Annotated in this window: 13 protein-coding genes; 9 read left to right on the plus strand and 4 right to left on the minus strand. The window is 38.9% G+C overall.

The genetic code is table 11. The annotated features are described in order from the left end of the window. Positions 1 to 15: 15 nt before the first annotated feature. Both RIC88_RS14145 and RIC88_RS14150 read right to left on the minus strand, forming a co-directional pair. Entirely contained in the window at positions 16 to 1719 is a 1704-nt protein-coding gene (locus tag RIC88_RS14145) for a carbamoyltransferase N-terminal domain-containing protein (protein WP_350218205.1), read from the minus strand. Positions 1720 to 1903: 184 nt separating this feature from the next. After that, a complete protein-coding gene (locus RIC88_RS14150) occupies positions 1904 to 3499 on the minus strand; it encodes an ATP-binding cassette domain-containing protein (RefSeq protein ID WP_350218206.1) in 1596 nt (531 codons plus the stop codon). Positions 3500 to 4022: 523 nt separating this feature from the next. Between RIC88_RS14150 and RIC88_RS14155 the strand changes: the two genes are divergently transcribed. The 7 genes from RIC88_RS14155 to RIC88_RS14185 all read left to right on the plus strand — a co-directional run bounded on the left by RIC88_RS14155 (position 4023) and on the right by RIC88_RS14185 (position 12618). Further along, positions 4023 to 4736, plus strand: coding sequence for a methyltransferase domain-containing protein (locus RIC88_RS14155; RefSeq protein ID WP_350218207.1), 714 nt, complete (start codon positions 4023 to 4025; stop codon positions 4734 to 4736). A 26-nt stretch (positions 4737 to 4762) separates the two neighbouring features. Then, entirely contained in the window at positions 4763 to 5599 is an 837-nt protein-coding gene (locus tag RIC88_RS14160) for an O-methyltransferase (RefSeq protein WP_350218208.1), read from the plus strand. A gap of 81 nt (positions 5600 to 5680) precedes the next feature. Beyond that, a complete protein-coding gene (locus RIC88_RS14165; RefSeq protein ID WP_350218209.1) occupies positions 5681 to 8131 on the plus strand; it encodes an ABC transporter permease in 2451 nt (816 codons plus the stop codon). 46 nt (positions 8132 to 8177) lie between these two features. Next, complete coding sequence (locus RIC88_RS14170) at positions 8178 to 8885, plus strand: hypothetical protein (RefSeq protein ID WP_350218210.1); 708 nt, start codon at positions 8178 to 8180, stop codon at positions 8883 to 8885. A gap of 10 nt (positions 8886 to 8895) precedes the next feature. Beyond that, positions 8896 to 9663, plus strand: coding sequence for a hypothetical protein (locus tag RIC88_RS14175; protein ID WP_350218211.1), 768 nt, complete (start codon positions 8896 to 8898; stop codon positions 9661 to 9663). After that, the gene (locus tag RIC88_RS14180; protein WP_350218212.1) at positions 9660 to 11036 is read left to right on the plus strand and encodes a serine hydrolase domain-containing protein; all 1377 of its coding nucleotides are present in this window, start codon (positions 9660 to 9662) and stop codon (positions 11034 to 11036) included. The genes RIC88_RS14175 and RIC88_RS14180 overlap by 4 nt, the downstream gene beginning before the upstream one ends. A gap of 229 nt (positions 11037 to 11265) precedes the next feature. Next, a complete protein-coding gene (locus RIC88_RS14185) occupies positions 11266 to 12618 on the plus strand; it encodes an ATP-grasp domain-containing protein (RefSeq protein ID WP_350218213.1) in 1353 nt (450 codons plus the stop codon). Here RIC88_RS14185 and RIC88_RS14190 read toward each other — a convergent pair. Next, positions 12615 to 13928, minus strand: a complete 1314-nt coding sequence (locus RIC88_RS14190; protein WP_350218214.1) for a phage integrase SAM-like domain-containing protein — start codon at positions 13926 to 13928, stop codon at positions 12615 to 12617. The two genes, RIC88_RS14185 and RIC88_RS14190, sit on opposite strands and share 4 nt — an antisense overlap. Before the next feature lie 395 nt (positions 13929 to 14323). Between RIC88_RS14190 and RIC88_RS14195 the strand changes: the two genes are divergently transcribed. Next, positions 14324 to 15016, plus strand: coding sequence for a porin family protein (locus RIC88_RS14195; protein ID WP_350218215.1), 693 nt, complete (start codon positions 14324 to 14326; stop codon positions 15014 to 15016). 319 nt (positions 15017 to 15335) lie between these two features. Further along, positions 15336 to 15845: a hypothetical protein gene (locus RIC88_RS14200; RefSeq protein ID WP_350218216.1), complete on the plus strand. Its 510-nt coding sequence runs from the start codon at positions 15336 to 15338 to the stop codon at positions 15843 to 15845. Here the strand turns inward: RIC88_RS14200 and RIC88_RS14205 are convergent, their stop codons facing one another. Beyond that, complete coding sequence (locus tag RIC88_RS14205) at positions 15846 to 18257, minus strand: ABC transporter permease (protein WP_350218217.1); 2412 nt, start codon at positions 18255 to 18257, stop codon at positions 15846 to 15848. Between the last annotated feature and the right edge of the window lie 79 nt (positions 18258 to 18336).

Below are 18336 nucleotides of genomic sequence, written 5' to 3' on the forward strand. Positions count from 1 at the left end.
GCAATTCTTTTAAACTCATTCGGAACCAACTAAATCCTTAGTGGGACTTAGCGTTTCGAAATGATGCTGAAATCCTTCTTTGATATATATTTGTCCATTGCTCCAAATGTAGTTGACCATCCCCCATTCCATTACACTTCGAACATCTGGAAAAAAACCTTTGCCACTATAATTTGCACTAGTGTTACAGAGAACAGGTACCGAAGTGATCTTCTTATATTCCCGTAACAATTCGTATAAAAAAGGGTTATCATGTTTACCCACGGTCTGAAGTCTGGCGGTTCCATCCAGATGAATAACAGCTGGTATTCGTTCAATCCAATCCTTTCTCACCTGATGATCGAAAAGCATGTAAGGGTCGGCACTACCTGGATCAAATATGGCTGGTGCATCTTCTTCCAGACAGATGGGTGCAACAGGTCGGTAAGGTTCGCGATTTTTAATACGATTCAATATATCTTTCATTTCGGGTGAATGGGCTGGTGCAAGGATACTTCTGCTCCCTAGGGCTCTAGGGCCTAGTTCGGCCGGTCCATCAATGATTACGACTGGTTTCTGGACTTTGGCCAGGAGTTCTGCCAGCTGCGTAGCATCACCAGAATACTGATGCCAGTTTTCTCCTATTTTTGTTCTCGATACTGTAGGACCTTGATAAACGTTCCAGCGGATGCTCCGATGTGCGCTAACCTCCATCAGTTTGGCACAGGCTGCTCCTAAAGCACTACCTGAATCATTTGGGAACGGATGCACCCATACATTGGAAAATAACCCACTATTCCTGATGGCACTATTCCATTTGATATTTAGTGCACAACCCCCCGTCAGGCAAATATTGTGTGTTTTGAAAGAGTGGCGAACAAGCTGTTTCCCCAATCCATCCAGCAATTTTCGTTGTAAAAAGACATGCATAGATGCCAGAATGTCTTCATTACTGAACTGTCCATCGTCATTGGACTTAAAACGCTGAACGAATGAATGGGGAAAGTTCAAAGAGAGCTCCAGGTGGTTTTTTACAATTGATTCAAATTGTTCTATCAATGCCTCTCGTGGTTGGCCTTTAGCAATAAATGCCATCACTTTTCCTGCTATGGATAGATCTTCTAAGTGATCCGGATTAGTCTGGTTGAATGGTTCGAAATACGACGCAAACAATTGATAAAAATTGCCAGTGATCATGAACAATGGACCTAGGTTTGAGACTTCATGCTGCTCATAATGATAGTGATAAAGTCTTGGGAACATACCGCCGTCCCACACCAATACATAACTGTCTTCCTCAGAGCTGGCAAAAGGACTGGTGCAGTAAGCACTGGCTAAATGTCCCGTTACATGCATAAATGACGAATAGTCTGCTGAGAAATCTGGTTCTAATAGAAGGCCAGAATTTTTTTTGGATTGTAGGATGTTCTGCTTCAGGTGTTTTTCCCTGTAATTACCTACCTGTAACCGCAGCTTTTCCCCCTTATAAAAGGTGTCAATCCACGAATCGGAAAGACCGGCCCAACCGTCAATCACAAAGTGATTGACATCAGACAATTTAATTCCATAATCATTCAGAAGCTTTGAGATCTGGGTCAAATCGTCAATGGCACTAAACCGCGCATTATTGCCAATTTTCTCCATCTCGATGCTAAATATCAGCTCATTGCCTCGTAATACCGCAACGGTACCATCATGAGTGAGTTTCAATCCACAGATAACAGGTTCTATGTTGTTCATAAAGATTATTAAAGCACTGAGACAATTAGATAGTAGAAGGGCATGAATGTTGGATGAAATCTTAGATGTACTATTTTTATATTTTTCATGTAAAAAAACTGAACCAGTTATAATGGAATTCAAACATCAATTTTAAAAAAGAATTGATTAATATTCAAAGAGTTGAAGAGTCAATTTTCTATTATTATATTAAGTTCAATTCCGAATTACGCATTTTACCTTGGTCCAGATGGATCAACCGATCAGCATGATGATAGTATGTGTCGTCATGCGTAACAGCTAAAATAGTTTTACCCTGCTTTTTCAGAGAGGGGATCAACTCTTCATAAAAGAACCTACGGAAGAAGGGGTCTTGGTCTGCAGCCCACTCGTCTAGGACGATAATCGGTTTTTTCTCCATGAGTGCATATATTAGTCCAAGCCTTTTGGTCTGCCCCTTTGAGAATCGTCTTCCAGCGTTATCTCGATAATCAGGAGAGATCAGATGACTTAGCTTCATCATCTCGACGAGATTGCGAAATTGAGGATTATCTCCAGTAGGGAAACCATGGTAATTGTATGTAAAAAGATGCCCTTCCGTGAATACCGAAGACATCAGTTGCTGAAATATGTGGGGGGATTCCTCAGTTTTACCATTCAGTAGCAATTGCCCTTCGGATGCAGGATATAGCCCAGTGAACAGGTTTACAAATGTACTTTTGCCTGAGCCATTTCCTCCTGAAATGAAAACGACCTCTCCTTGTTTAATGCTAAAGTCAATAGGTCCCAACGTGAAATTTTCCTGACCATTTTCATTGTGGTATCGAAAGGTCAACCCTTTAAATTCCAATGATTCAAATGTGGTCTCCTCTCTTTCGTTTTGTCCGTTTAAAATTTCTTTGAAATCTGCCTTGAAAGCCTTGATTCTTCTGATAGCGACTCTAAAACGAGTAAATGAAGCTTGGAGGTTAACCAATGCGGTAATAGGCCCCGAAATAAATAATAGTACAACTACATAAGATACCAATGCCTCAAATGAAATAAGCTCAAGTGCTGGCAAAGCGAATAATATGATGGCAAGTACAATATACATGCCGTATTGGCTGGTCATGCTTAGGGAGATAAATACAAAATTGACACGATAATCCAACTTTTCTGCATCCAGACGATTTGGGTAAAGGAACTTCTCAAGAAACATAACTCGTTTTCTTGCACTTATACGAAAGTTTTTGAAACCCTTGAACAGGTCATCTACATAGACATAGTATTGCTCTCCTAGCTTTCGCAGTTTCATGATGTCATCTGACATCAATTTCATCACTTTAAAATAGATTGTCGCTATCAATCCAATTATACCTACTATGATTGCCGCCGAGATAAAGGATAGCGTAAACATATAAATGACTCCTAATAATAACATAACGCCAGCACTTAATGTATTGGTCACTACGGCAGGTAGCCTCGCAAAGACCCTAATGTCCTCAATAATTGCATAGAGTCTTTGTGTCCCCATTTTTTCAAGGGTGGACAGGTCTGTATTGATGATTTGCTTAATCATGTTTCTTTCTTCCTCATAAAGGATTCGACAATTGAAATGGTTAAGATGTTTTTGGTAGAAAATGTTGATGCCATAGGCACCGAATACACACAGGAGGAAATAAATGGCAATATGATCGCTTAACGATCCAGGATCGTTGGTCAGTACCAAATTGATAATGTAGATCAAAATAAAATTGCTTAGCGTGCTAAGCAAGACAAATACTATCAAATAGAAGACCTGAAGTCTGGTGATTTTGAACATTTCTGGAAGTAGGCAAAAGTGATTGATGCTAAATGTTTGACTGGCTTTAATTTTAAAACTATAAACTTAGAGTTGTTTTCCAACTCTAGTTAGCACAAGGTGAATTCCTAGACCCCGATTATTTTCTGAGCACCCGGATATGCCTATCAAAGTGGCTAAATCAATTGTCGATTCACACAAGTGTGTCGTGTTGATTTGACTCAATGCTATGCCCGAATCGGTTTTGCTTTGCAATCGTTTCATTATTGTCCTTACAGTTTAGTTTAATATTATTCAAGGTGTAAATATGGGATTGAGCTTGCTCAGAGGGATTAATTATATTGCAGATAAAGCTTTGAATAGTTTAAAAACTTGAGGTAATTTGGGACAATATTTCAAAATATGAAAATTAAATATATAATAATTGGGATGAGTAAGGGTCTCCTCGGTTTTAAGTTCTCAAACTAGTTTTTGAAAGGCACGAGTAGAAGGGATAATTATTATTTTATCAAATTTGAAAACATAAATTTTTGATTATTCATTTATGGAAAAAGATGCAGGAGACAAAATATTGGTCAACAACGCTTCATGGTCATTTTCAGGTAAGGTTCCTATCACTTTCGAAGATCATATTCTCAAATCTGTTCCTTTATATCCACAAGGACATCAACTTATTTTAGAATTATCTGATTTCTTTCTCACTAATCATTCCATTTGCTATGACATAGGGTGTTCCACTGGTCTTCTGTTGGAGTCATTAGCTAACAGGCACTCCTCCATCAAATCTGAATTTGTTGGTTTGGATATTGAAGTAGATATGATAGAGTACGCTAACAATAAGCATAAAAAAGCCTCCAATGTCAATTTTATCCATTCAAATGTAGTAGAATTTGATTTTGAAAAAGCAGATTTAATTGTTTCATATTACACATTACAATTTGTCAGACCAAAAGTCAGACAATTAATAATCAATAAAATTTACAACACGCTAAATTGGGGAGGTGCTTTCATTTGTTTTGAAAAGGTCAGGGGCCCAGATGCTCGATTCCAAGACATATCTAATCAGTTGTACACTGAGTTCAAATTGAACAATGGGTATTCTCCTGAGAACATTATAACAAAATCAAAAAGTCTAAAGGGAGTTTTAGAACCTTTTTCGACACAAGGTAATCTTGATTTATTCAGACGAGCAGGATTTTCTGACATAACTACCATTATGAAATACATTTGTTTTGAAGGTTTCTTGATGATAAAATAAAGCGCATCACTTAAAATTGATAATTAATGCCACTTGATTCTAACTTTATAGAAATAGCTTATTCAAGATATAATCCTTACAGAAGAAGATCAGGGACCGAGCATGTAGCTATGCTCCTGTATTCTTTAATTAGAATGAGCCGATCAGAGATCGTTGTTGAATTTGGATCGGGTCATAGTACGCTCTTTATTTTAAGAGCTTTAGGAGACAATCTCGAAGACTTTATTGAAGAGAGGGAATCTCTCATCAAAAAATCCCGAGACTTGGGAGACTTATCTCTCAATTCAGAAGGTCAAATAGAGCAGGAGTTCTTAGAAATGGCACAAACCTGGTATGAGACTGGAGGTAAATCAGTCGGAAAAAAACCGAGCTATTATCTTGATAACTACAGTCCACACCTTTATGACTTTGAAGAATTGCCTAAAGATCATGAGTATGTGAAGGACTTACAATCCGTGGTCAACAAGTTAGGTCATGAAAATATTTTTACATCAATCACAAATCAGAAGTTTACACAAAAGTTACTTCCGGAGGATAGGTGGATTGATTTGGCGTGGAATGATCACTATGAGTATCGTGATTTTTTTTCTGAGTTTTGGCCAAAGATTAATCCTAAGGGGGGATTGCTTGTTTTCCATAATACAGTCTCTGTAAAGCAAAATATTGAAGACATAGATTGGATGAAGGAGCAAGTGCTGCTTAGCGGCGCTAATGACTTAGAAGTACTCAATCTCGAGGAACCCCACAAACTCCACCAAAATGGTTGCACCATTTTAAGGAAAACAGCAGGGTGTCAATCTGAGATATATCTCTCTGATCTGGGGAAAATCAAAAGAGACATAGAGCAATTGTTGATGGACTGAAATAGTATTTGATGGGAACAAGAAATTCAAACCTCCTTCAAATTTAAGATACAGGACAACTACACTTAATTACCTAATAAAATGTACAAGCACGCACTCATTATAGGTTTTAGAAATTTTATTCGTAGAAAAACCTTCACTCTTATCAATCTTTTGGGACTTGCTGGAAGTATGGCTGTAGGCTTATTGATATATCAGTTTATTCAATTTGAAAAAAGCTTCGACATATTCCATCCTGATTCAGATGAAATATATCGTATTGTGTACCACAGCAAAAGAGGCGAAGTAGATCTGGAATCTGGGATTTTTGGGAATTACGGACTGCGTGATGCCATTCAGCAGCAAGTTTCAGAAGTAAAAGAAGTCATCAGAGTTCACCCTCAGCAAGATGGTTTTGTTTTTGCAAACAGAGAGAAAGAACTTGTTTTTCAAGAAGACAATATCTGGTTTGTAGACGAGAAGTTCTTTACTGTTTTTGGATTTGAACTAATCGGAGGGTCTGCAGAGACTGTTCTGGAGAAGAAGCAGAGTGTAGTCATGACAGAAAGCACTGCTAAAAAATACTTTGGGAGAGATTCTGCATTGGGCAGGCAAATTAGTGTAAATGCAGGCTGGGCAACGAATACGTATGAAGTGACCGGCATTGTTGCCGATCCTCCCTCCAATAGCCACATGCAATTCGATATTGTTTTCCCGATGAAGCTTGTTTTGGAAAACAACCGCATTTACAATAGTGTAGATCATGGCTGGAAGCTCGATAATTTTGTCACTTACATAAAAGTAGCTCCCGGTTCGGCGTCTAAAATAGTGACTGAAAAAATCGATCAAATACTAGTAGATAGAAAAACTGAATTACTCGAAAGCGGAATCAACATTGAAACTTCATTGCAGAACCTCATTGACGTTCATTTAACTTCCGATTTTACGCGGGATATTAGTACTAATCACGGAGCCTCTCAAAACATCGCACTCTTTGCGGTTATTGTTTTTTTTGTCCTTCTGATTGCATGGATCAATTACATCAATTTATCCACAGCATTTTCTTTGAAAAGAACTAAAGAGTTAGGTATTAGAAAAGTGCTGGGTGCTCACAAGTTTCAACTTGTCGGTCAGTTTGTCATCGAGGCAGCTATCTATCACATCATTTCTTCTTTCATTGCACTTACTTTAGCATTGCTACTTCGGAAGTACCTGAATGGAGTCATTGGTATTGAGCTGGAGATTTCCATTTTGTATACATGGGAATTCTGGGTCTGGTATGTAATAATCATGATGATAGGATCTACGGTCTCGGGGCTATACCCATCGTTGTTGGTTTCGTCATTTAAGCCAGTGAGTATTTCTCAAAGCTTGAAAAGTTCCGGAAACCGCAGCAAATCGCAGAAGTTTTTGGTTGTATTCCAGTTCACTGTTTCCTTGTTGTTAGCTTCTGGAGCATTGCTTGTTTATCGGCAGATCACGTATATGCAAAATAAGGAGCTGGGCATAGATGCTGAGAAAATTTTAGTAATCAATGGTCCTAGAGCAGTTCTTGAATTGGCACGGCAGGGAAAGTTAGAAGAATTGAAAAACAGACATCAGTCGTTTAAAAACGAGGTATCCGGTTACTACAATGTAGCTGAGATAAGTGGTACGAGCTCCGTCCCTCTCAAAGGTGCTTTCTGGAGCGGTAATATCCGAAAATCTGGCGGGTTAGATAACACACCCTTCGAGGCAAATATTATTCTTGTGGATGAGAATTTTTTAAGGACTTATGAACTTGAGCTCGTTGCGGGGAGTAATGTCAGAGATGATATGTTTTGGTTAGATGACGGAGTGCTTATCAATGAAAAGGCTGTTGAAGCCCTTGGATTGATATCTCCTAAAGAAGCAGTTTCTCAAAAAATTATTCTCAGTGTTGGCGATACATTAAGGGTCTTGGGAGTTTTGAAAGACTTTCATTGGAATTCAATAAAAGAAAGCCAGGCTCCTTTTGTATTTGGTCCAGACTATTACAATGCTTATTTCACTGTGAGGCTTAATGCGGAAGTAACCAGTGAAACCGTCAAATACATCAGAAACGCCTACGCCAAATTTTTTCCCAGAGACTCGTTCAGTTATTATTTTCTGGATACGGAGTTTGACCGTCAATATCGTTCAGATCTACAGTTCAGAAACCTGTTTTTTGGTTTCACTCTTTTTGCTGTTCTTGTAGCATCACTGGGTCTCTTCGCACTGGTCTCTTTTGCTACACATCTCAGACTGAAAGAAATTACAATCCGTAAAGTATTAGGAGCGACCACACATTCTATAATGGTGTTGCTTTCTAGGGAATACATCCTACTGCTTATCATTGCAAATCTTTTGTCAGCTCCACTTGTATTTTATTTCGGAAGTGACTGGCTCGAAAACTATCCTTATCATACCAGTATTAATTGGACAGTATTCTTAATTCCCGGAGTGGTACTATTAGTGGTATCTGTTTTTACTGTAGGCTATCGCATTTTCCAAGCAGCTAAAGCAAGCCCGGTAAGCACACTGAGAACCGACTAACTGAATTACTATTGATCTGAATGAATGTAACTAAGAGGAATCCCTTATGATTGACAGTTTAAAAGACAATAAAACCCTTTCCGTCCTTGATGAGGCTGAGTGCCAAAAATGGTCTCAACAAGTTATGGACTTAAAGCATGTGTGGATTCATCGTCAAAAAGGTTTACATGGTTTCTGGACATTAGGGCGAGCTTCTTATCTGGATGGCACCTCTGCACATGGGGACGGTATCTCTGAAAACGAAGTTATTGCTCAAAATTTTGGTCCCCTTCTGAGTCAAGTGACAGAAGTACTTGAAAAGGAGCTGGGCAGATCGGCTTATACTTGTAGAGATTTTGCATTGCCCGGCTTTCACATTTACCAAGGCAATGAGGTGTTTCCAACTGGATTGGCCTATGGGGGGTCTGTCCATCTCGATAAACCTCACATACAAGCAGAATTCAAATTTGAAATTGAAGATGTGATTTCTTTTACGCTGCCACTCCGTCTCCCAGAGAAAGGTGCAGGACTCAACTACTGGGATGCTATTCCTGATTTTTTAGTTGATGAAGTTCCTAGCATGACTCCGTTGGCTCAAAAGTGGCTAGGCGATCATGCACATCATCACTGGTATAAAATCGGAGAAATGCTTCTTCACGATGGCAATACATACCATCAGATTTCGAATCTGGTACCCACCACCGAATCTGATTGGCGGATTACCCTGCAAGGACATGGAGTCTTGACAGAAGGTCGATGGTTACTCTTCTTCTAATGTCTTCACAATGAGAACTTTAGGAATTTTAACGGTTGGTCTGATTACTTTTTGTTTTTCCTGCACTCCCTCATACACCGAATACAATGATCTGATCGGGCTTTGGGGGTTAGAAGATGTTAACATCGACGGGTTTAATAAAAATTTTTCGAAAGACTATCTTCAGTTTCAACCAGAAGGTGTTTTCGCAGTAGGTAGCAGAAGGGGTGACCTGTCAGGCCTGTGCAAATTGCACGAAGACAAGCTGTATCTGAGAGCTGTTGGCTCAAGGTGGTACAATATAGACTGGGATTTGTTTTACAAAGATGATCAAATTACAATGAGTGGAAATCCCTACTACGGAGATAAAATCAACGCTGGAGGAATGCCTTTCATGACTCGAAGAGTCACTTTAAAATTCAGAAGGATCGAGTCCCTTCCCGATGATAAAGAATTCCTTGATAAGGTCCACGGTCGATGGGAACTCTACAAAATGAAATCAAAAGGTGTAATCAACAAACTCAGCGGTGTTTACTTTCTACTTTCCGAAAATTCAAATTATGTAATATCTGGTGACAAAAGGTATGCAGGTTCCGGTGTTGCAGTAGTCAATGCAAGGCACCGGAAGGTCTACTTTGAAAATCACGATACGGCGTGGGATATTCGATTCTTTGGAAAGGAACTCCGACTCACAAATAAAAGGATGAAGGTCGAATACAGTTTAAGAAAACCGCCCTTATCCTCAATTACTCAGCTAAATCAACAATTCGTCAAAACCATAAATCAATCAAACAAATGAAGAGAAAGTTATTACGTATATTAGGTTCATTAGTCTTGGTAGGCGCCATTTACACTGGATACCACTTTTCCAGACTATTGCCGCTTGCCACTGGTATGGGAGCGAAAACTCTCTGCTCATGCGTATGGGTTGGAGATCGAGCTGTCGATAATGTAGTAAAGAATGAATTAAATATCTATCCACTCTCATTGGTCAGCTATGGCGTAGATCGGCAAGACTCTTCAGCCACTGCATCTTTCTTGGGTATGTTCAAACGAACGGCTCAGTTTCGTCCAGGACTGGGATGCTTACTCAACGTGCCCGTACAGTATGTCAGCGGCTCAGGAGAATACCGCGTAACGCCTCCTGCTGACTCAATACTCTCCAATCCCTGGCCGGTCGGCAATGTTGTGAAGAAAAGATTTCCAGAGGAGATAGACAGTGTTCGTATGAAAGAAATTGTGAAAAAGGCCTTTGAAGACAAGACTGGTTTACGCCAAATGAGAACGATTTTGGTTGTGTATGATGGCCAAATCATCATAGAAGAGTATCGGGAAGGGTTTGGCCCCGAGTCCAAGCAGATGGGATGGTCTATGTCCAAAAGTATTCTCAATGGACTGATTGGTATGGCAGTTAAGAATGAGTTGATCTCGTTAGATGAAAGTTCATTGTTTCCTGACTGGACCGATGTGCGGGCAAAAATCACTGTGGATCATCTGATTACTCAAAGCAGTGGTCTTAAGTGGCAGGAAGACTATTCCAATCGAAGTGCAGTTACTGAAATGCTTTTTGAATCTCCCGACATGGCTGCCTATGCCATGGACAGGGCTTTGTTGACTCCTCCTCCTGGAAAGTACTTCTGGTATTCTAGTGGGAATAGCAATTTACTGTCTGACCTGCTTAAGCAGAGGATTGGCGAAAAGGAGTACCTTCCATTTATTTATGAAGATTTCTTGCATAAAATCGGAATGTACAATACCGTTATTGAGACAGATGCAAGTGGGACCTATGTAGGGTCCTCATACACCTATGCCACTGCCAGGGATTGGGCCAGATTCGGATGGCTCTATTGTCAGGGGGGGGCATGGAAAGGGGAACAGATCCTGCCTAAAAGTTGGATTGATTATACTACTGTGCCTTCGCCAGCTTCTGCAGAGGGAAATTATGGTGCGCATTTCTGGCTGAACCACGGTAGCAACGACAACCCAAATCATGTTGATGGTATAATTCCCGGGGTGCCGAAGGATGCATTTTGGGCGGATGGCTTTGAAGGACAGCGGGTTTTTATCATTCCAAGTAAGAAGCTAGTGATTGTTCGGTTAGCTATGACCAGAGGCAATAATCTAAATGAAAGAGCCTTTCTTTCAGAAATGATGGCTTGTGTAAAAAGATAATTTTAATTGTGTTTAATGTCAAAATATTTAAAATTACCAGACTTTCAACTATTAAAATTGGACCAAATTGTATAGTTGGGCAAGTCTGACTTTTGGTGCTGAGGAAGGGCATAGAAAGAACACAGAGTAAATGGAGGTTTCCAAATGGAGGTAGATGACATTATAAAAATTGCAAAACCACAGACTAATTCGTCTTTAAATATCTTACAAGATGAAAGTCAACTAAAATATGAACTTCGAAAGTTATTCCACAGAACAAAGGAGCTTGATACAGTTTCTTTCATCTCATTCAAAGGACCCAAAATTTCAGAATTTTCCTTATACAGAGGAACGACCTGATATTTTTAAAGGGGACTTGCAAGCGATGCCTACATTTGTAAACGAGAATCAAGTCACACACATTGCAGAAATTAGTCAAGAGTTGACAAGAATCATTACTCAAATTCCTGAGAAGATATTCAATAACAACTTGTCTTTGATGTATCAAAACTGGTTGGCTGATAATGAGATTCCAGAAGAACTTGCGGAACTAATACTTCTGAAAAATCTAGAGAATACGAACAACTTTGTTTGTCGAGGTGACTTTATTCTCACCGATAAAGGATTCAAATGCCTTGAATACAATGTAGCATCCAATATCGGAGGATGGCAGGCGGAACCAGCCAGAACAATGTATTTGCAGCAGGAAGTATTTAGGAATTTCATCGATCAAGAAGAGATCATTGTTTCTGTAAAAAATCCATTGTTAGAGATGTATAAGCATGTCATCAACATCGTTCCTTCCCATATCTCAAGGTTTAATGGAGAATTAAACTTGGCTGTATTCTACGATCCCAAAGATTCGTGGAATAAATATGGACATGTTTATTCAGAGCGAATCTACAAGAGGTGCCTTTCACAAAGTGGCTTGGACTATTCAGGGAAAATTGTTTTTTGTACTCCAGATGATCTTAACTTTCGAGAAGGTTGTGTCTTCGTGGGAAACTTGAGAATCCATGCCTTGATTGATCAAGGTCTCATATGTCCGATTCAAGTGTATTTGAGCCAATCCGATGGATTTATCTTATTGTTTAATGGATTGGCTGGTCATCTTCTTGGAAAAAAAAGTAACCTAGGAATGTTAAAAGAACCAGAAAATATGCGAAAATTCTCAAGTCACGAGCAGCAAATTATTGACACCTTGATCCCGGAAACTCACAGAATAAACTCATCTTTGATGCCCGAGTTCAAATCTCAGTTCGCGAATGGGAAAGATAATTGGGTTTTAAAGCAAGTTGATGGATCTAGTGGTCAAGGTGTTTGGGTTGGGAAAGAAACAGAACTGGATGAATGGGTGGCATTACTTAACAAGGCTTTTGATCTGAATACATACATTATCCAAGAATACGTGGAGTCAATTCCTATTACATATCGAAACAATCAAGGAGAATATACAGACCATAATGTTATCTGGGGGTTTTTCATATCTGGGAATAAATACTCTGGGGGATTTCTCAGAGTGTCTGAAAAAGGAAACAGACTTGTAATTAATTCGTTTACTGGAGCAAGAGAAAGCTATATGCTCGAAATTGAATCTAATTAGCAACTATTGATACCGCTATAGGGTAAGTTCTTTTCATAATCAAATGCATGATTTATCTGCTGCTTAATCGTTTCCTTATCTATTCCATAATAGTGCTTGATAATGATCTCAACACTCTTGCCCGTAATTTCTGAAACTGCCTTTGGTGAAATTCCTTTCTTGCCACATAATGAGATAAAGGTTTTAATAGCTATGTGAGATGTAATGACTTTCCATTTTGGAACATACTCATAGGATTTGTTGCCTGAGCTAGTTTTTATGAGCTCTACCTGCTTGTCTATCCCAGCTTCTTTACTCGCTTCTTTTATATAATTATTAAATTTTTGTTCGGACAGGCTGGGAAGCTCATAATTATATTTCTCTAAGATTTGAAGTGGCCTCTTGGTAAGAGGTACATAAATATCTCGTTGATTTTTATAGGCTCTCATCTCTATTGCACCATCATGGATGTGGTTTTTGTTGAGTCTCTGAAGGTCAGAATACCTTAGCCCAGTATAACAGTTTAAAACAAACACATCTCTTACTCTTTCATATTTCTCTTTACTAAACCTGAAGGATAATAATTGATCAATCTCCTCTTCAGTCAGAAATACAATTGTTTTCTCCAGTCTAGGCACCTTGATCTTATTTATGATGTCGGGGACTTTGTATGATCTATCTTTTAAATAGTTGAGGAGAACTTTAAGGTTCTTCAGTGTAGTACCTACTGAACTATCTGAGATTCCTTTCTCTTTGCCTCCTGGTTTTACTAAATCCGTATGAAGGAACTGTCTGAAGTTGTCAATGAATTCCAGGCTTATGTTTGAAATTCTCAGTGGTGATTGTAGTTTAGTTTTTTCGAAAGCAGTAAGGTGATAAATGGCTGTTTTATAATTAGCCTTAGTTCCATCACTTTTGGAGGTCTTATCCATAAATTCTTTAAACAATGGAATGAGCTCATAGTCAGAAGATGGGGTTATAATTTCCTTTTCAATAAACTTTGCTTTTACCAGGCTAACCTCAGGATCTATTTTGTTTAACTGAAGCTCGCGCGCTATCTCTAAAATTTTAGCTTTGGCTTGTTCAATTTTTGTGTTCACTAGTAAATCAGACTGCATTTTTGATTTGAAAAGGGATTCATTAACCCTTGTTTTTCTGATTCCCTTGATGGAATTCACCTTTTGATTTTTTTCATCCCATTTAGATGCAACTATTTTAATCCCGGAGCTAATGTCCTTTACTTTTTGCTGATGGCCGTATCTAAGGTATATAACAGCCTCACCATTAGCGTTTATTTTATTGCTTCTTATAAGTGATTTTACCGTTGCCATGACCCAAATATATAGTATAATAGGTCAAGTTATAGGTCAAGTTATTATACGATTTTAATTGTTATTATAAGTATTTAAAAATTATTAAAATAGATTTTAAGTTGATTAGGCTACTTTTAACCTATTTTGATTTTATTGGTTCGAATCCGACTGGAGGCTCTCAAAACCCACTCAAACGAGTGGGTTTTTTTGTTTATAGTTCGGATGAGAACCAACGAAGTTGGTCGAAAGCGAAGCTTCACGAGGGGCTGTGCGGCAGGGATTAGAGTATGAGTAATCCGACTGGAGGCTCTCAAAACCCACTCAAGCGAGTGGTTTTTTTGTTTTTCATTCCACTTTAGGTGACTTTTTCGTCATTGCCCGTCTAATCGTAAACATTTTCACACAATTAAAAAATGAAAACAACAATTAAAGTATTTGTGGTTGTAGCAGCGCTTGCGCTTGCCTATCAAGCCAGCGCACAGATTAAATTCGGCGTTAAAGGTGGAGTTAATATTGCCAATGTTTCAACAAACTGGAAAGGGGACTTTGCTGAAGATGAACCGGACTTAAAGTCTACATTTGGTTATCATATTGGTGCTATTAGTGACATTTCCTTCACTGACAAGTTTGGTTTTCAACCTGCTTTGTTACTATCTATTAAGGGGGCCAAAGATGAGGGGGCTGGATATAAAGATGTAACCAGGTTTACATACTTAGAGCTACCACTTAATGCAAGATATAATGTAACAGAGAGTTTCTCAGTGTTAGCAGGACCTTACTTAGGTTATGGTTTAAGTGGTAAGAATACTTACAAAGAAGACGGAGAGCAGGAAGAAAAAACAGACATCAAATTTGGTTCTGGAGAGATAGATTATGACACATTCGATAGCAGCGAGGAGATGCATGCAAGAGCGTTAGATTTTGGAATCAATCTAGGTGTTGGTTATAACATTTCTAAAATTACTGTTGGAGCTAATTATGGAATGGGTCTAAGTAACATCCTACCAACAATCACAAACGTTCCTGGCTTAGGAACAATTGATTCTGATGACTGGAAAAACTCTAACAGGGTATTCTCTGTATCTGTAGCATATTTTATCAAATAAGATTAAGAATTAAAGCTCTCAAAACCCACTTAAACGAGTGGGTTTTTTTATGTCTTTTTCTAAAAAGATGAGCCATAATATTACCTTTACCATAGCTCTGGTTCAGCAGTATACAAATCTGAGAATGTAACAATAAATGAGCTTGTTCGATGCGCTAGATCACGCCCACTATGGGGATCATCGAATGTGTTGACTTGCATCATAATCCTTCTAATAAGAGGTTTGATATAGGCTGGCCGGAGTTATTTTTCTTGCGGATACTTGAAGCTAACTTCCAAATTGTTGTAGTTTTATTATTGTTATGTATCCAAGAATGAAAATGAGATATCTCTTCACTTTTAGCCTGATGTCAATAGGGCTGTTCTCCAACGCTCAAATTTGCAAGTATGTGGTCAATGAACAAGACCCACTAACGGATGATATTATCCGGACAGTTAGAACCCGCCTTACAGGCCCGACTCCATACTACTATTTTTCTTACATCCGAAATGGAAGCGATTATAAGTTTAATGTTGAAGTAGGGGATTACGGAGAATTAGACAGCCCGATACCGAAAGATAGCGAACTGATAATGAGAGCAGGGAATGGAGAGGTCATCCGGATGAAAGCCATTGAAAGTTCTACCCCTGAACTTATTGATGATTTTGGAAGTAAGATCACAAGGTATGATATCACGTACCAGATGACCGAACAAAATATGAAAGATATTGCTGAATCTGGTATAGTCTTTATCCGCATTCAAGACATGAAAAATACATTCAGCGATCAGGAAATCCCGGCTGCAGTGGTGCAAATCTCCAAAGAGAACGGTGAATGTATTTTCAAGTAATTATTCTGCACGAAGTGTTTCACTGGGATTTTTATTCGAATTAACCCAAACCTGCGAAATGATTGTGGCAGTTGCAATGCTAAGGATTATAACAATAGTTGGGACAATTATGGTTGCATCAATTGCTGCATGAAATGCCATCTCATTTACCCAAAGGCTATTGATCCATAATCCTAGCGGAATGGCAATAACAGAACTTACTATAATGATTATGATGAAGCTTTTGGCCATCGAAAATGTGAGCGATCTGAAAGTTGCACCTAGCACCTTTCGAATTCCGATCTCCTTTACTTTCGTTTTTAGCTCAAAGCTGACCATCCCCAGAAACCCTAATCCGGTAATGGAAAGAGCAATTAATGCGATGTAAGTAAGGATGTCTCCAAAATCATAATAGAATTGGTAAAACTCATCCAACTGCTCATCTAAAAATCCTCCTTCAAACTCTCTTGTGGGATCGAAAGCTATCCACGCATTCTCAAAACGCTTAGCTTCATTGAACATGTCATCACTTTTGACTTTAAGGTAAGCATATTCATATCGCTCCGGCTGAATTCTTAATCCCATTGGCCTTATGGATTTCATCAAGGGCTCCCAATGGTAATCCTTTACTACGCCTATAATCATCAGGCCAAGCGTATCTAAAAATAGCGTTTCTCCAATCGCCTGGCTGGCTGATTCAAATCCATAGGTCTTTATTGCCGTCTCATTAATGATCAGAAACTTTTCGTTCTTGTCATCTGCTTTAGGAAAGTTATTTCCAGCTGCAAGTTCCAAATTCATGAGGTCTATATAATTGGGATCCACTGAAAAATGATAGAGAGTAATCGGTTCCTGATCTTCTTTCCATCGTGCCCCATTGCCATGCGATCTGCCAATGGCCGGATGATGAGAGGTGAAAGAAACACTCTCAACCCCGGCTAATTTTCCGTAATGTGATTTCAGCACCTGCGGATCATGATCATGGGTGTTTACGTAAAAGACCTCTGACTCATTAAATCCATAGTTCGCATTTACCAAGAAATTGGCCTGCTTATGCAAGATCAAAATGGTAACAAGCATCAGAATGGAAAGGCAAAACTGAGCACTAATTAGCGTTCGCTTTCCAATGAAAAGTGACGCGAACGATCGTCGTTTGGTAAAAGATTGAGATAATGATCCTTTTAGCGAATTGACGGTCTTTATCTTTGATAGAAATATAGCTGGCCCAATCCCGGTAAATAAGCCTAGTACTATGGTGAAAAGGATAAAGTAGCCGTAAGTGCCTACTGAATCCTTGAGTGAAATTCCAACCTGATTAAAGATCCAGATTTCATTGAACACATTGATGAGGTACCGGTAGATGAAGACTGCAATGACTAATGAAATAAGGGCTGTAAGTACCGATTCCGTCAAAAACTGAGAAATGATCTGTCGCCTGCTTGCACCATTTACTTTTCTGATGCCAATCTCCTTGGCTCTACTTAGTGATTTGGCAATGGAAAGATTGGTATAGTTGATTGATGCTGTGACAAGTACAATCAAACCGAGTAGCCCGAAAAATGCTAGCATAAACCAGGGAAGCGTAAACGATATCTCATTAGACATAATTCTACCGGGTACAATTTCATTCAACGCTTGAAGTCGGAAAACTCTGTTAGGTCTATCTTCCTGAATTTCAAGGTTCGCTTTTGCGATCTCATTGATGATTTGTTCGGTTTTCGCTCTGTCAGCACGATTGTTTAGTACCAGGTAATTGTAGTTATCCCAAATATTTTCCCATTCATCGTAGCGAGCACTGATTAGTCCTTTCTCAGCTAAAATTGGTAATGTAGCCATGGAAGCAAGTGCTTCAAATTCAAGATGAGTATGATCTTCTACCCTTGATACAATGCCTGTGACCTTATAGCTCCCATGATCCTCAAATTCAATGGTTTGACCAAATGCGGATTCTACAGGGAAAAGTTTATCGGCAAGCTCCCGACTCAACACTACACTATATGGATCAACTAATGCCTTGGCGGGATCACCTTCATCTAGTTGAAAACCAAACACTTCAAAAAAGTCTTGATCTGCATATAATGATTGGATATTAAGAATTTTGTGAGGTGATCGTACTTCTCCTCTAAAACTACCATTTAGGTTAGTTGCTTTATTTATAAAGGAATAATCATCTATCAGATGCTTTTTGAAAAGCAAAGAGGATGTTGCATAACCTTCATCAAACATCCCTTCCTGTCCTTCAGCATAGGTAGTGATGCGATAAGTAGTGTCACCATGAGGATGAAACTTGTCGTATTGGAAATGATCGTAAACCAATAGAATTAGTACCAGACAAATAGACATACTTAGTGATAAGCCAAATATGTTCAGGCCCGTAAATAGCTTATGCTTCCAAAGATTTCTGAAGGCAATAGTTAGGTAGTTCTTTAGCATTCTTTTTAGCGTTTTGTCTTGCATGATATGACATTGGTAACACTAAGGATGTTGCAGTTTTGATTTGGTTGTATGAAAC

The sequence above is a fragment of the Ekhidna sp. genome, from assembly GCF_040220215.1.
In the GTDB taxonomy this organism is placed as follows: Bacteria; Bacteroidota; Bacteroidia; order Cytophagales; family Cyclobacteriaceae; genus Ekhidna.